The 13,500-nt window shown below is 67.9% G+C and carries 11 protein-coding genes; 4 read left to right on the top strand and 7 right to left on the bottom strand.

Going from position 1 to position 13,500, the window contains the following annotated elements; translation table 11 throughout:
* Nucleotides 1-177 precede the first annotated feature (177 nt).
* The 4 genes from NQV17_RS01380 to NQV17_RS01365 form a co-directional block, all read right to left on the bottom strand.
* The gene (locus tag NQV17_RS01380; protein ID WP_257768117.1) at nucleotides 178-807 is read right to left on the bottom strand and encodes a riboflavin synthase; all 630 of its coding nucleotides are present in this window, start codon (nucleotides 805-807) and stop codon (nucleotides 178-180) included.
* 14 nt (nucleotides 808-821) lie between these two features.
* On the bottom strand, nucleotides 822-1,943 hold the full coding sequence (gene ribD / locus NQV17_RS01375) for a bifunctional diaminohydroxyphosphoribosylaminopyrimidine deaminase/5-amino-6-(5-phosphoribosylamino)uracil reductase RibD (protein ID WP_257768115.1): 1,122 nt from the start codon (nucleotides 1,941-1,943) through the stop codon (nucleotides 822-824).
* 15 nt (nucleotides 1,944-1,958) lie between these two features.
* A complete protein-coding gene (hemL, locus tag NQV17_RS01370; protein WP_257768113.1) occupies nucleotides 1,959-3,242 on the bottom strand; it encodes a glutamate-1-semialdehyde 2,1-aminomutase in 1,284 nt (427 codons plus the stop codon).
* A 173-nt stretch (nucleotides 3,243-3,415) separates the two neighbouring features.
* Complete coding sequence (locus NQV17_RS01365) at nucleotides 3,416-3,868, bottom strand: hypothetical protein (RefSeq protein WP_257768111.1); 453 nt, start codon at nucleotides 3,866-3,868, stop codon at nucleotides 3,416-3,418.
* 247 nt (nucleotides 3,869-4,115) lie between these two features.
* Here NQV17_RS01365 and NQV17_RS01360 point away from each other — a divergent pair, with 247 nt between their 5' ends.
* Complete coding sequence (locus tag NQV17_RS01360) at nucleotides 4,116-5,333, top strand: Bcr/CflA family multidrug efflux MFS transporter (protein WP_257768109.1); 1,218 nt, start codon at nucleotides 4,116-4,118, stop codon at nucleotides 5,331-5,333.
* A gap of 387 nt (nucleotides 5,334-5,720) precedes the next feature.
* Here NQV17_RS01360 and NQV17_RS01355 read toward each other — a convergent pair whose 3' ends face one another.
* The 3 genes from NQV17_RS01355 to zwf form a co-directional block, all read right to left on the bottom strand.
* Nucleotides 5,721-7,649 carry a bifunctional transcriptional regulator/glucokinase gene (locus tag NQV17_RS01355; protein WP_124487775.1) on the bottom strand — a complete coding sequence of 643 codons (1,929 nt, stop codon included), beginning with the start codon at nucleotides 7,647-7,649 and terminating at the stop codon, nucleotides 5,721-5,723.
* Complete coding sequence (pgl, locus tag NQV17_RS01350; RefSeq protein ID WP_257768107.1) at nucleotides 7,627-8,307, bottom strand: 6-phosphogluconolactonase; 681 nt, start codon at nucleotides 8,305-8,307, stop codon at nucleotides 7,627-7,629. The genes NQV17_RS01355 and pgl overlap by 23 nt, the downstream gene beginning before the upstream one ends.
* 86 nt (nucleotides 8,308-8,393) lie before the next feature.
* On the bottom strand, nucleotides 8,394-9,863 hold the full coding sequence (gene zwf / locus NQV17_RS01345) for a glucose-6-phosphate dehydrogenase (RefSeq protein WP_124487777.1): 1,470 nt from the start codon (nucleotides 9,861-9,863) through the stop codon (nucleotides 8,394-8,396).
* A gap of 430 nt (nucleotides 9,864-10,293) precedes the next feature.
* On the opposite strand from zwf, the gene NQV17_RS01340 reads away from it, so the two are divergent.
* From NQV17_RS01340 to NQV17_RS01330, 3 genes are all read left to right on the top strand, one after another.
* Entirely contained in the window at nucleotides 10,294-11,541 is a 1,248-nt protein-coding gene (locus NQV17_RS01340) for an ABC transporter substrate-binding protein (RefSeq protein WP_124487778.1), read from the top strand.
* A 139-nt stretch (nucleotides 11,542-11,680) separates the two neighbouring features.
* The gene (locus NQV17_RS01335; RefSeq protein ID WP_257768103.1) at nucleotides 11,681-12,619 is read left to right on the top strand and encodes a carbohydrate ABC transporter permease; all 939 of its coding nucleotides are present in this window, start codon (nucleotides 11,681-11,683) and stop codon (nucleotides 12,617-12,619) included.
* Nucleotides 12,609-13,466 carry a carbohydrate ABC transporter permease gene (locus NQV17_RS01330; RefSeq protein ID WP_044846210.1) on the top strand — a complete coding sequence of 286 codons (858 nt, stop codon included), beginning with the start codon at nucleotides 12,609-12,611 and terminating at the stop codon, nucleotides 13,464-13,466. Before NQV17_RS01335 ends, NQV17_RS01330 begins: the two co-directional genes overlap by 11 nt.
* Nucleotides 13,467-13,500: the final 34 nt, after the last annotated feature.

The following is a 13,500-nucleotide window of genomic DNA, read 5'->3' as shown; positions in this document are numbered from 1 at the left end:
AAGGGGGCAGCCGGTACGCGGCGCACCGTGCGTCGCGGCGCCGAAAACGCTGCCGTTGCATCTTAGCGCGACGGGATGGCGCGTGCGCGTCGTTGGCCATCAGGCCAGGTGCCGCGCCGAACCGCCAGCCGCCAGCCGCAAGCCGCCGATCCCTGCCCAGAGGGCGGAGCCCCCGGATCAGTCCTGATGCACGCCCTGCGATGCCGACATCATCCGCTCGACATACCGCGCGATCATGTCGATTTCGAGATTGACCTTGTCGCCGGCCTTCACGTGACGCAGCGTCGTGACCTCGACCGTATGCGGGATCAGGTTGATCGAGAATTCGCAGCCGTCGGCGCGATCGTCGACCGTGTTGACGGTCAGGCTTACGCCGTTGACTGTGATCGAGCCCTTGTACGCCAGATAGCGGCCGAGCTCGCGCGGCGCGACGATCCGCAGTTCGTGCGATTCGCCGACCGGCGCGAAGCGCGTCACGGTGCCGAGGCCGTCGACGTGGCCCGACACGATGTGTCCGCCGAGGCGGTCGTGCGCGCGCAGCGCCTTCTCGAGATTCACTTCGCCGGCTTGCGCGAGGCCGACCGTGCGGTTCAGGCTTTCGCGCGACACGTCGACGTCGAATCCGGTGCCGGTCTTGGCGATCACCGTCATGCACGCACCCTGGATCGCGATGCTGTCGCCGAGCGCGACATCGGCGAGGTCGAGCCCGCCGGCCCGTACGGTCAGCCGCACGCCCGCGTCGGGCGACGCGCCGAGCGGGGTGATCGATTCGATGCGGCCGACGGCCGCGACAATTCCGGTAAACATCGTGACGGCTCCGTTCAATGCGAGGCAGGGGGCGGCGCGACACGCGCTAGGATCCGCAGATCGTCGCCGATCCGCTCGACGCTGTGGAACGCGAGCCGCGTGCGGGCGTCGAGGCTCGCCGGTGCGGCGAGGTCGAACATGCCGGCCGCGTCGCTGCCGAGCAGGCTCGGCGCGAGATAGACCAGCAGCTCGTCGACGCACTGCTCGCGCAGCAGCGAGCCGTTCAGCTTGTGGCCGGCCTCGACGTGCAGCTCGTTGACGCCGCGCGCGCCGAGCGCCGCCAGCATCGCGGGCAGGTCGACCTTGCCGTGCGCATTCGCGAGCGGCACGATTTCCGCGCCGCGCGACTTCAGCACGTTCGCGCGCACTTCGCCGGCGGCATCGAGCCGGCCGCAGAAGATCAGCAGCGGCGCGCCTTCGAGCAGCCGCGCATCGAGCGGCAGGTCGAGGCGGCTGTCGACCAGCACGCGCTGCGGCTGGCGCGGCGTGTCGATGCCGCGCACGGTCAGGAGCGGGTTGTCCTCGCGCACGGTGCCGATCCCGGTGAGGATCGCGCACGCGCGCGCGCGCCATGCGTGGCCGTCGAGGCGCGCGGCCTCGCCGGTGATCCACTGGCTTTCGCCGGACGGCAGCGCGGTGCGCGCATCGAGCGACGCGGCCGTCTTCATCCGCACCCACGGGCGGCCGCGCGTCATCCGCGACACGAAGCCGATGTTCAGTTCGCCCGCTTCATGCGCGAGCAGCCCGCAGCGCACGTCGATGCCCGCGTCGCGCAGCATCCCGAGGCCGCGCCCGGACACCTGAGGATTCGGGTCTTCCATCGCCGCGACGACCTTCGCGACGCGCGCGTCGATCAGCGCGTTCGCGCACGGCGGCGTGCGGCCGAAGTGGCTGCACGGCTCGAGCGTCACGTACACGGTGGCGCCGGCGACGTCGTGGCCGCGCGCGCGCGCGTCCTTCAGCGCCTGCACTTCCGCGTGGTCCTGGCCGGCCGGCTGCGTGAAGCCTTCGCCGATCACGTCGCCGTCCTTGACGATCACGCAGCCGACGCGCGGGTTCGGCGCGGTCGTATACATGCCGCGCGCCGCGAGCGTCAGCGCGCGCTGCATGTGGGCGAAATCGGTATCCGAGAACATGCGTGCGGACCCGGGTCAGGCGGCCAGCGCCGCGAACGCGCGGCGCGCGGCCGCGAGCGTCGCGTCGATCACCGCGTCGTCGTGCGTGCTCGACACGAAGCCGGCCTCGTACGCGGACGGCGCGAAGTACACGCCTTCGTCCAGCATCAGGTGGAAGAAGCGGTTGAAGCGCTCGGTGTCGCTCTTCGTGACTTCCGCGAAGCTCGCCGGCACGCGCTCGGCGAAGTACAGGCCGAACATCGCGCCGATCGAGTCGGCCGCGAACGGCACGCCAGCCGCGCGCGCTTCGGCCGCGAGGCCGTCTGCGAGGCGCTTCGTCTGCGCGGTGAGCGCGTCGTAGAAGCCGGGCGCCTGGATCAGCTGCAGCGTCTTCAGGCCCGCGGCGACCGCGATCGGGTTGCCCGACAGCGTGCCGGCCTGGTACACGCCGCCGAGCGGCGCGAGGTGGGCCATGATGTCGCGGCGGCCGCCGAACGCGGCAGCCGGCATCCCGCCGCCGATCACCTTGCCGAGGCAGGTGAGGTCGGCCGCGATCCCGTAGTACGCCTGCGCGCCGCCGAGCGCGACGCGGAACCCGCACATCACTTCGTCGAAGATCAGCACGGCGCCGTGCTTCGTGCACAGCGCGCGCAGCGCGTTCAGGAATTCGGGCGTGCCGCGCACGAGATTCATGTTGCCCGCGACGGGCTCGACGATCACCGCGGCGATCTCGTCGCCGAACGCGCCGAACGCTTCTTCCAGCGCGGCGACGTTGTTGTATTCGAGGACGGTCGTGTGCTTCGCGATGTCGGCGGGCACGCCGGCCGACGTCGGGTTGCCGAACGTCAGCAGGCCCGAGCCGGCCTTGACCAGCAGGCTGTCCGCGTGGCCGTGGTAGCAGCCCTCGAACTTGACGATGCGGCTGCGGCCCGTGAAGCCGCGCGCGAGGCGCAGCGCGCTCATCGTGGCCTCGGTGCCGCTCGACACCATCCGCACCTGCTCGATCGACGGCACCAGCTTGCAGATTTCCTCGGCGATCTCGATTTCCGCTTCGGTCGGCGCGCCGAACGAGAAGCCGTCGGCGAGCACGTTCTGCACGGCCGACAGCACTTCCGGATGGACGTGGCCGACGATCATCGGGCCCCACGAGCCGATGTAGTCGATGTACTGCTTGCCGTCGGCATCCCAGAAGTACGGGCCTTGCGCGCGCGACACGAAGCGCGGCGTGCCGCCGACCGAACGGAAGGCGCGCACCGGCGAGTTGACGCCGCCCGGGATGGTCTTCTGGGCGCGTTCGAAGAGGATCTGATTGTTGGACATATGCGAAACCTGCGAGAGAAGGGCGCGGGGGCCTGTGCACGGGCCGCGGCGCCTGAGCGGAACGATCGTCTGATTGTACCGGAGACGCGCCTGGCGGGCCCGCGGCCGGTCCGCGGCCTTTGCGCGCGTGGGGGATTGACCGGCGCGAACGGCGCGCGGCCGATCCGGCCCGCTTATCGTGGCGACCGACGCTTGCCGGTCAGCTCGGCCCAGCGCTTCTCGAGCGGGCCTTCGACCATCGGCTTGATCGACGTGCCGGAGGATTGCGCGTCCCAGGTCTGCACCGAGTACGGATGCGCGCGCAGCGCGTCGCGCGGGATCACGACGTCCTGGTGGGCGTCGACCAGCCAGTCGTAGACGAAATCGATGCACAGCCGGTAGCCGCGCTTCGTCGCCGGGTCGGGCACCTCGTAGGGCGCGCGCGTCACGTAGCCCGAGCCGAACACGCCCTTCGGCTCCTGCGCGACGCGGTGCAGGAACACACGGTCGCCCGGCAGGATGCCGCGCGCGAAGCCGCAGCCCCACACGTCGTGCACGGCCTCGCCGGCCTTCACGCGCGCGGCGACGTCGGGCAGCTCGGGCCACGGCCATTTCTTGGGGCTCCAGATCAGCAGGAAGGCGGTCATCGGGTCGGTCGTGCGTCGGATTGAACAGACAAGAGAGGCGGGGAGCAGCAAGCTTAATCGAATCCGCGCGCGGTCTGCCGCGACGCCGGTCATGCGCGCGTGTTCCAGCCTGGCGCGGCAGACCGCGGGCGGCACGCGAAAAAGTTGCGCGTACAATCATGTGCTTGAACGCGCCGCTTGCGGCGTAGCCTCCCGTCTTCACCGCCACGCGTGCCCCGATGCGCGCGGGCCTCCATTGCGGATACCCATGTCCCACGTCGTCCGGCGCCGGCCCGATGCCCGGCTGATCCTGTTGCTCGGTGCGCTCGCGGCCTGCGGGCCGATCGCCACCGACATGTACCTGCCGAGCCTGCCGTCGATCGCCGACGGCTTCTCCGTGAGCCCCGGCGCCGCGCAGCGCACGCTGACGAGCTTCATGGCCGGCTTCTCGATCGGCATGCTGCTGTACGGTCCGCTGTCCGACACGTGGGGCCGCCGGCCCGTGCTGCTCGGCGGCATCGCGCTGTTCACGCTTGCGAGTGTCGGCTGCTTCGTGTCGGGCTCGATCGACATGCTGATCCTCGTGCGCTTCCTGCAGGCGCTCGGCGCGGGCGCCGCGTCGGTGCTCGCCCGTGCGATCGCGCGCGACGCGCACGAGCCGACCGATGCGGCGAAGGTGCTGTCGATGGTCGCGATCGTCACCGCGGTCGGGCCGCTGCTCGCGCCGCTGATCGGCGGCCAGATCCTGCGCTTCGCCGGCTGGCGCGGCGTGTTCGTCGTGCTGGCCGCGTTCGGCGCGCTGTGCGCGGCGACCGCTTACCTGCGCGTGCCCGAAACCTGGCCGAAGGAGCGGCGCAAGAGCACGGCCGTGCTCGCGTCGTTCGCGTCGTACGGGCGCATCCTGTCCGATCCGGTCGCATGGGGGCACATGCTGTGCGGCGGGATGGCGTTCGCGTCGATGTTCTCGTACATCACCGCGACGCCGTTCGTGTACATCGAGTATTTCCACGTGTCGCCGCAGCATTACGGGCTGCTGTTCGGCCTGAACGTCGTCGGGATCATGATCGGCAACTTCGCGAACACGCGGCTCGTCGGCCGCGTCGGCTCGCTGCGCCTCATCGCGACCGCGTCGCTCGTGAGCTGCGTCGCGTCGCTCGCGGTCGCGCTGGTCGCGCTGACGGGGTGGGGCGGGTTGTGGTCGATCGTCGTGTGCCTGTTCTTCGTCGTCGGCGTGGTCGGGATCCTGTCCGCGAACTGCACGACCGACCTGATGCATCGCTATCCGCACAACGCGGGCGCGTCGGCGGCCGTGTTCGGCGCGATGCAGCTCGCGCTCGGCGCGCTCGCGAGCATCGCGATCGGTGCGCTCGCGGACGGCACGCCGTTCGCGATGGGCGTGACGATCGGCGTCTGCGGCGTGCTGTGTTTCGTCGGGCGTTACCTCGTGCTGCGCTGGCATGGCCGGCCGGTGAAAGCGGGGGCTTGAGCGGTGCGGGAGGATCGGCCTCACCTGGAGCGGTCTGACGAGCGATTATCGAGTCGATAGCTGCGCTTCGGGATCAAAATCCTCAAACTCGGTCCATGTAAATTGGCTCATCGGAACACCTTGTCCTCCGGCTTGACAAGCGCGGATGGCCGCATCACGCGGAGTGAAGGAAGTTACCGAGCCTGGGCAACTGCTGACAATTGGACTTGTTCGAAAATGGAGGCGTGTACGAACGTATGAGTCACGCGCAGCCCTCGGCAGACGGCATCGTCGATGCCTGCCGGGCCGCTGTGGTGCGGGGCGGTACCGCACATGCGAAACACCCCGAACGCCGGGCTTCAATCCAGCATTCGGGGTGTCGTGTAGCGACGGCGTTTCGCCGAAGCGTCAGTCCCGCGCGACGTCCTTCGCCGCCGGCGACGCACCGTGGCTCAGCCAGTCGAGCACGTCGGCCGTTTCGTCGTCGCTCGCCCGCGCGCGCGCCTGCGCGACGGCCTCCGGCAGCTCGCCGTTGGTCGAGGCGCGCCGGATTGCGACGCCGACCGCGAGGATGTCGATCATCAGCAGATGCAGGATCCGCGAGATCATCGACAGCTGCGATTCGCGCATCTCGATGTGATCGGTCTCGAGCGCGACGGTCGCGCGCTTCGCGAGCGGCGTGTTGCTCGACGTGATCGCGATCACCTTCGCGCCGGCCTGCATCGCGACCTCCAGCACGCGCAGCAGCTCCGGCGCGCGTCCCGACTTCGACACCGCGACGATCACGTCGCCCTTGCCGAGCAGCGCGGCCGACGCGGCCTGCATGTACAGGTCGCCGTACGCGATCGTCGGGATTCCGAAGCGGAAGAACTTGTAGTGCGCGTCCTGCGCGACGATGTTCGAGTTGCCGAGCCCGTAGAACTCGATGCGGCGCGCGCCGTTCAGGATCTCGATCGCGTTCTCGACGTGCTCGAAGTTCAGGTGTTCGCGCAGCTGCAGGATCGCGGACACCGTGTTGTCGAGCACCTTCGCGCCGAAGTCGGTGGCGGTGTCGCCGAGATGGACCTGGCTGTGGCTCATCGGAATCGTGCCGGTGAGGCCGGTCGCGAGCTTCAGCTTGAAATCCGACAGCCCCTGGCAGCCGAGCGAGCGGCAGAAGCGGATCACCGTCGGCTGGCTCACGTCTGCCTTGCGCGCGATGTCGACGATCGGGTCGTTGATGATCGAGCGCGGATGGTTCAGCGCGAGATCGGCGACGCGGCGCTCGGCCGGCGTCAGCGCGTCGCGCATCTGGCGGATCCGCTCGAACACGGCCGACGACGCGCCGCCCGAACGGTTCGACAACTGCTCCGCGAGGATCGCCGAGACCCCGAGGAACGCCGGATATTCGGCGGTGATCAGGTAGGTCGGGATGTTCTGGAGATACTGCGTGAAGCGGCCCTTCGCCTCGAAGCGTGCGCGGAACGACGAGCGCGTGAACAGTTCGCCGAGCTTCAGCGCGACGCCACCGCCGATGTACACGCCGCCGAGCGCGCCGAGCGTCAGCGCGACGCTGCCCGCGAACGCGCCGAGGATCCCACAGAAGCATTCGACCGTCTCGAGCGCGAGTGCGTCGCCCGCATGCGCGCGTTCGACGATCTCGGCCGTGTCGACGGTCGCGGCGACGCGCTTCTTGTCGCGCGCGGCGAGTGCACGATAGATGATCTCGATGCCGGGCCCCGCGCACACGCGCTCGAACGACACGTGCGGAAACTTCTTGCGCGCGTACTGCAGCACGAGATCCTCGCGCTCGTCCTGCGGCGCGAACGACGCGTGACCGCCTTCGCTGCCGAGCGCGATCCAGCGGTCGTCCGCCGGAATCAGGCCGGACACGCCGAGCCCGGTGCCGGGCCCGAGCAGCCCGATCACGCTGTTCTGGCGGCGCGCGCCGCCGCCGATCTGCACGCGCTGCGCATCGGTCAGGCCCGGCAGCGCCATCGCGAGCGCGGTGAAGTCGTTGACGACGAGCAGCGTGTCGAAGCCGAGCGCGCGGCGCGTCGCCTCGATCGAGAAGCTCCAGTCGTGATTTGTCATCGTCACCTGGTCGCCGTCGACCGGGTTCGCGATCGCGATCGCCGCGTGGTTCACGCGGCTGATCTTCACGTCCTTCAGATACTTGCGGATCGCGTCGGTGAGCGTCGGGTAGTCGGCGCCGGGATAGACGCGGATCTGCGTGATCTCGCCGGGGCCGGTCTCCAGCGCGAATCGCGCGTTGGTGCCGCCGACGTCCGCGAGCAGGCGCGGGCCGTCGGCATGCTGGCCCGCGACGACAGCCTTACTTTGCGCACCAGTAGACATCGAGCTGGGTCCCCTTGTCGTTGGCCAGTTGGGAAATCGCGTTCTTCTGCAGCGTCGCGGCCGCGGCGTCGAGGACGTCGCGCTTGCGGTTGCCCGCGATCAACAGGAACAGCCGGTCGACGCGCTTCAGCGCATCGAGCGAAAAGCTCACGCGCGCATGCGGCGCAGCGCCGGGATGCACGGCGACGAAGCGCTCGGGCGTCGTGATCGCGTGGTCCCATTCGGGCGCGTCCGCGAAGATCGACGCCGTGTGGCCGTCTTCGCCCATGCCGAGCACCGCGACGTTCGGCACGCGGTAGTCGGCGTTGGCGTTGAGCGCGGCGACGTGCGCATCGAGCGATACGCGCGTGTCGACGAGCGGCAGGAAGCGGGCAGGGGCCGCCGCGTGCTGCAGCAGCGTGTCGCGCACGAGCTGCGCGTTGCTGGCCGCATCGTCTTCCGGCACCCAGCGGTCGTCGACCAGCGTGACGTCGACGCCGGCCCAGTCGAGCGCTGCGTGCGACAGCGTGTGCAGGAAAGGGCGCGGGCTCGTGCCGCCGGACACCGCGAGCGTCGGGCGCGCGGGGCCGGCGAGCGCGGCGCGCAGCGCATCGCCGACGGCGCGCGCGAGCGCTTCGCTTTGCGCTTCCTGGGTGTCGAAAGCGTGGATCTCGATCACATCTCCTCCGGACTGCTTTGTCTGTTCAATTCGTGCGAATCGTGGGGCACGTTGCCGCGCGCTGGCGCGCACGACAACGGTTTGCATCAGTTTTCTTCTTCGAGCCAGCAGGTGCCGTGCTGCGCGAGCATCGCGCTCGCCGCGGCCGGCCCCCACGTGCCTGCCGCGTACGGCTTCGGCGGCTTCAGCGAGCGTGCCCATTCGTTCAGGATCGGCTCGACCCAGCGCCACGCGGCTTCCTGCTCGTCGCGACGCACGAAGAGGGCGAGGCGGCCGTTGATCACGTCGAGCAGCAGGCGCTGGTACGCCTCCATCTGCCCTTCCTTGAAGAACTGGTCGAACGCGAGGTCGAGGTGCACGCTCGCGAGGTTCATCCCTTCGCCGGGCTGCTTCGCGAGGCAGTACAGGCGAATCGTCTCGTTCGGCTGCAGCCGGATCACGAGGCGGTTCGAACCGGGGCGCAGCGCGGTCGGGCCCAGCGCGGAGTGCGGCACCGGCCGGAAGTTCACGACGATCTCCGCGACGCGGTCGGCCAGACGCTTGCCGGTGCGCAGGAAGAACGGTACGCCGGCCCAGCGCCAGTTCTCGATCTCGACCTTCAGCGCGACGAAGGTTTCGGTCGGGCTGTCGGGTTTCACGCCCGGCTCGGTGGCATAGGCCGGCACCTGCGCGCCCTTGATCACGCCCGCATGATACTGGCCGCGCACCGCGACCTTGCCGATGTCGCGCGGATCGATGGGCTTCAGCGCCCGCAGCACGCGCAGCTTCTCGTCGCGCACCGCGTCGGAATCCATCGAATGCGGCGGCTCCATCGCGACGATCGACAGCAGCTGCAGCAGGTGGTTCTGCACCATGTCGCGCAGTGCACCCGTATTGTCGTAGAAATCGCCGCGCGCCTCGACGCCGAGCTCCTCGGCGATCGTGATCTGGATGCTCTCGACCCATTCGCGGCGCCACAGCGGCTCGAACAGCGCATTGCCGAAGCGCAGCGCCAGCAGGTTCTGTACCGGCTCCTTGCCGAGGTAGTGGTCGATCCGGTAGATCTGGTCTTCCGCGAAGATCTCGCCGACCGCGTCGTTGATCGCGTTCGACGATTTCAGGTCGTAGCCGAGCGGCTTCTCGAGCACGATGCGCGCGCCTTCGTTCAGGCCGACCGACGCGAGCGCCTTGCAGATCGGCACGAACAGCGACGGCCCTGTGGCGAGATAGAACACGCGGATGCCGGACAGCTGCGCGACCGCGTCGCGCAGCACGACGTAATCCTCCGCACGGCCGAGGTCGAGCTTCACGTATTCGATGCGCTCGAGGAAGGATTTCCACACGCTTTCGTCGAATGCCTTGCCGGCCGCCTTCGCCGCATGCGGCTTCACATGCGTGTCGACCCACTCGAGATAGCCGGCCCGATCCGATTCGTGCCGCGCGACGGCAACGATCCGGCCGCTTTCCGCAAGCATGTTGCCGCGGTGCGCTTCGAACAGCGCGGGCAGGATCTTGCGCATCGACAGGTCGCCGGTGCCGCCGAAAAGTACGAAGGTAAAGCTGGAATCGGTATGCATGTGTCTCCGCCGATTGGGGGTGCTGGGAAGCGATCCGTAGTGCGATAAAAATATTTTTGACACTGAATTGTAGTTTAACTACAATCCGCCGCAAGGGGTAGCACCTGGGTGAAGAAAAAAAGAAGTGCGGTCGATGAACTGCGCGAGCTTCGCCTTCGGGAACGCCTTGTGCCGAATGTTATCGGACATTGACGGTGCGCATCGTCCGCGCGCCGTCGCCCCGGGCTCGCGCCGCGGCATCGCGGCGGGCCAGAAACACAAAGAGGAGACACGCCGTTGAATCTCGATTCACGCTTTCTGTAAGAGCCCGGCCGGTCATCGGCCCCGTACGCTGCATGCGTCCCGCGGCTCGATTTCCCCGTCGTTTATCAAGAAGCCGGTTCCCCGTCAGGGAACCTCACGAGTTGATTCAGTCTGGAGGAGATAAGTAATGAAAGTTCGCTCGATCATGGGCGCGCTCTGCGCCGCGGGTCTGATGGCTGGTGCCGTGGCGGCGCAGGCGGCCGAGAACGTAACCGTGCTGCACTGGTGGACCTCGGGCGGCGAGTCGAAGGCCGTCGGCGTGCTGAAGGACGACGTGCAGAAGCAGGGCTACGTGTGGAAGGACTTCGCGGTCGCGGGCGGCGCCGGCGCCGCGGCGATGACCGCGCTGAAGACCAAGGTGATCAGCGGCGACGCACCGTCGGCCGCGCAGATCAAGGGCCCGCTGATCCAGGACTGGGCCGACCAGGGCGTGCTCGTCAACATCGATTCCGCCGCCGGCGACTGGAAGCAGAACCTGCCGCCGGAAATCGACAAGATCATCAAGTACAAGGGCCACACCGTCGCCGCGCCGTTCTCGGTGCACCGCGTGAACTGGCTCTATATCAACAAGGCCGCGCTCGACAAGGTCGGCGCGAAGGTGCCGACCACCTGGCCCGAATTCTTCGCGGTGGCCGACAAGCTGAAGGCTGCCGGCATCCAGCCGGTCGCGATGGGCGGCCAGCCGTGGCAGGACCTGACGCTGTGGGAAGACGTCGTGCTGTCGCAGGGTCCGGCGTTCTACAGGAAGGCGCTCGTCGATCTCGACCAGGCCACGCTGACGTCGCCGCAGATGCTGTCGGTGTTCGACACCGTCCGCAAGATCCAGGGCTACTTCGACACGGGCCGCAACGGCCGCGACTGGAACCTCGCGACCGCGATGGTGATCAACGGCAAGGCCGGCATGCAGTTCATGGGCGACTGGGCGAAGGGCGAGTTCGAGAACGCCGGCAAGAAGGCGGGCAAGGACTACATCTGCGCGGCGGTGCCGGGTACGGCGAATTCGTACACGTTCAACGTCGACTCGTTCGTGTTCTTCCAGCAGAAGGGGCAGAAGGACGCGACGCCGGGCCAGGTCGCACTCGCGAAGACGATCATGACGCCGGACTTCCAGGAGCAGTTCAGCCTGCTGAAGGGCTCGGTGCCGGTGCGCCTCGGCGTGAAGATGGACAAGTTCGACGACTGCGCGAAGAAGTCGTATGCCGACGAGCAGACCGCGATCAAGTCGGGCGGCTTCGTGCCGTCGCTCGCGCACGGGATGGCGCAGGGCGATGCAACGGCCGGCGCGATCACCGACGTCGTGACGAAGTTCATGAACTCGCAGCAGGATTCGAAGAGCGCGGTCGCCGCGCTCGCGAAGGCCGCGAAGGTGAAGTAAAGCGCGACAGGCGCCCGGCCGGAAACGCAGGATCGGCCGGGTGTTCCCTGCATGTGCAGCAAACGGGCTCGCGCGCGGGCCCGTGCCGTACCCGGCGCCGGCCCGGCCTGCGTCACCCTCGTTCCAGGAGTCGAATCAAGTGGCTGCCCCTCTTAGCGGAAACGGATCCGGCGCTGCCGCCGCACGGCGCACGTCGCCGCTGTCGGCCTTCGCCGATCGCTGGATTCCGAAGCTCGTGCTCGCGCCGAGCCTCGCGATCGCCGTGGTGTTCATCTACGGCTTCATCCTGATTACCGGCTATCTGTCGCTGACCAATTCGCGGCTGTTGCCGAACTACGAATTCGACGGCTTCGGCCGTTACTCGGACCTGTTCCAGAACGACGTGTGGTGGACCTCCGCCGCGAACCTCGGCTGGTTCGGGATTCCGTTCATCGCGATCTGCGTCGCGCTCGGGCTGTTCCTCGCGATCCTGCTCGACCAGCGGATCCGCAACGAAGGCGCGCTGCGCGCGATCTTCCTGTATCCGATGGCGCTGTCGTTCATCGTCACGGGCACGGCATGGCAGTGGATCCTGAACCCGGGCCTCGGCCTGGAGAAGGTGATGCACGACTGGGGCTGGACGAGCTTCTCGTTCGGCTGGCTCGACGATCCGGACAAGGCGATCTTCTGTATCGTGATCGCCGCCGTGTGGCAGTCGACCGGCTTCGTGATGGCGCTGTTCCTCGCCGGGCTGCGCGGCGTCGACGGCGAGATCTTCAAGGCCGCGCAGGTCGACGGCGCGACGCTGCCGACCATCTACCGCAAGATCGTGATCCCGAGCATGCGCCCGGTGTTCTTCTCGGTGCTGCTGATCCTCTGCCACATCACGATCAAGACCTTCGACCTGGTCGTCGCGCTGACGGCGGGCGGCCCCGGCACGTCGTCGTCGCTGCCGGCCATGTTCATGTACACGTTTTCGTTCAACCGCGGCCAGCTCGGGCTCGGCGCGGCGTCGTCGGTGATGATGCTCGCGACCGTGGTCGCGGTGCTGGTGCCGCTGATGTATATGGAATCGAGGAGCACCCGCAATGCAGCCTAAAGTGACGATCAGCCGGGCAGTGATCTATGCGGCGCTGATCCTGTTCGCGCTGTATTTCCTGTTCCCGATCTACGTGATGCTGTCGACCTCCTTCAAGGACCTCGACCAACTGCGCACCGGCAACCTGTTGACGCCGCCGACGCACTGGACCTTCGATCCGTGGGTGAAGGCGTGGAGCGGCGCGTGTACCGGCGTGCGCTGCGACGGCATGAAGCCGTTCTTCCTGAACTCGCTGCAGATGGTGATTCCGGCCGTGCTGATCTCGTCGCTGATCGGCGCGTTCAACGGCTACGTGCTCACGCACTGGCGCTTTCGCGGCGCGGATGCGCTGTTCACGATGATGCTGGTCGGCTGCTTCATCCCGTTCCAGGTGATCCTGCTGCCGATGGCGCGCCTGCAGGGGATGCTCGGCCTCGCCAACACGATTCCGGGCCTGGTGTTCGTGCACGTCGTGTACGGCATCGCGTTCACGACGATGTTCTTCCGCAACTTCTACGTGAGCGTGCCGGCCGAGCTCGTGAAGGCCGCACGCATCGACGGCGCGGGTTTCTTCACGATCTTCACGAAGATCCTGCTCCCGGTGTCGCTGCCGATCTTCATGGTGTGCCTGATCTGGCAATTCACGCAGATCTGGAACGACTTCCTGTTCGGGATCGTGTTCTCCGGTGTCGACTCGATGCCGATCACGGTTGCGCTGAACAACCTCGTCAACACGTCGACGGGCGTGAAGGAATACAACGTCGACATGGCCGGCGCGATCATCGCCGCGCTGCCGACGCTGCTCGTCTACGTGGTCGCCGGCCGCTACTTCGTGCGCGGGCTGACGGCGGGCGCGGTGAAGGGGTAAGCGCGGCTTCATCCGATACGACGAACCGGCCGCG

The organism is Burkholderia sp. SCN-KJ (assembly GCF_024656005.1).
Taxonomy (GTDB): Bacteria; Pseudomonadota; Gammaproteobacteria; order Burkholderiales; family Burkholderiaceae; genus Burkholderia.
This window is presented reverse-complemented; position numbering and strand designations above follow the sequence as displayed.

Coding starts and splice junctions, on each gene's coding strand:
- NQV17_RS01340 (WP_124487778.1), top strand. CDS start 10,294: ATGAAAGTTCGCTCGATCATGGGCGCGCTCTGCGCCGCGGGTCTGATG.
- zwf (WP_124487777.1), bottom strand. CDS start 9,863: ATGCATACCGATTCCAGCTTTACCTTCGTACTTTTCGGCGGCACCGGC.
- hemL (WP_257768113.1), bottom strand. CDS start 3,242: ATGTCCAACAATCAGATCCTCTTCGAACGCGCCCAGAAGACCATCCCG.
- NQV17_RS01360 (WP_257768109.1), top strand. CDS start 4,116: ATGTCCCACGTCGTCCGGCGCCGGCCCGATGCCCGGCTGATCCTGTTG.
- NQV17_RS01355 (WP_124487775.1), bottom strand. CDS start 7,649: ATGTCTACTGGTGCGCAAAGTAAGGCTGTCGTCGCGGGCCAGCATGCC.
- ribD (WP_257768115.1), bottom strand. CDS start 1,943: ATGTTCTCGGATACCGATTTCGCCCACATGCAGCGCGCGCTGACGCTC.
- NQV17_RS01380 (WP_257768117.1), bottom strand. CDS start 807: ATGTTTACCGGAATTGTCGCGGCCGTCGGCCGCATCGAATCGATCACC.
- NQV17_RS01365 (WP_257768111.1), bottom strand. CDS start 3,868: ATGACCGCCTTCCTGCTGATCTGGAGCCCCAAGAAATGGCCGTGGCCC.
- NQV17_RS01330 (WP_044846210.1), top strand. CDS start 12,609: ATGCAGCCTAAAGTGACGATCAGCCGGGCAGTGATCTATGCGGCGCTG.